The sequence below is a fragment of the Caulobacter sp. 05T431 genome (assembly GCF_056665975.1).
This window is the reverse complement of sequence record NZ_JBFTKU010000077.1, coordinates 1-567: the sequence shown is the minus strand read 5'-3', so window position 1 is coordinate 567 and position 567 is coordinate 1. Positions and strand designations below refer to the sequence as shown.

Genomic DNA, 567 nt, shown 5'->3' with positions numbered 1-567 from the left:
CCTCTACCAGGGCCTTCTGTTCGAAGCCCATGTCCTGACGCAGATGATACTCACCGCCGTCGTCCCCCTGCTGCTCGTCCCGGCAGCGCCACTGACACTGGCCGAACTGGCCATACTTCCCCGGGCGGACAGCAGCATCGGGGCCCGGGAGTTCGTGGCGGGCACCCGGCGGCACCTGCTGACCCCTCTCGGCAGAGACCCTTACCTGGCAGTTCTCGTCCTCGCCGGGGCCGTCCTCGTCATCTACTACAGCCCCCTTTTGGAATGGTCCGCCCTCACCCAGCTCGGCTACAGCAGCACGACCCTGCTTGCCCTGGTGGCCGGCTGCCTTTTCACCCATGCAATGATCGGGCCGGGCCTACTGGGCAGCCGCCCGCTGGGGCGACTGGCCCTCTTGGCAGCAGCCGCCGCACTGTATGAGATGAACGGGTGGTGGCTATCGGTCCAGCGATTCACCAGCGAGCCACCGTGGAACAGTGCGCCCAGCCCTTCAGCAGTCGCGGTGGCAGGTTCCGCCACCGGACCGGGGGGAACCATCATGTGGTCCATAGGCGCCCTGGGTCTGGC

Annotated in this window: 1 protein-coding gene; it reads left to right on the top strand. The window is 67.2% G+C overall.

The features are described 5' to 3' along the window. Window positions 1–567, top strand: a 567-nt coding sequence (locus AC1U89_RS24595; RefSeq protein WP_479902228.1) for a cytochrome c oxidase assembly protein, incomplete at both ends; no start/stop codon positions are given.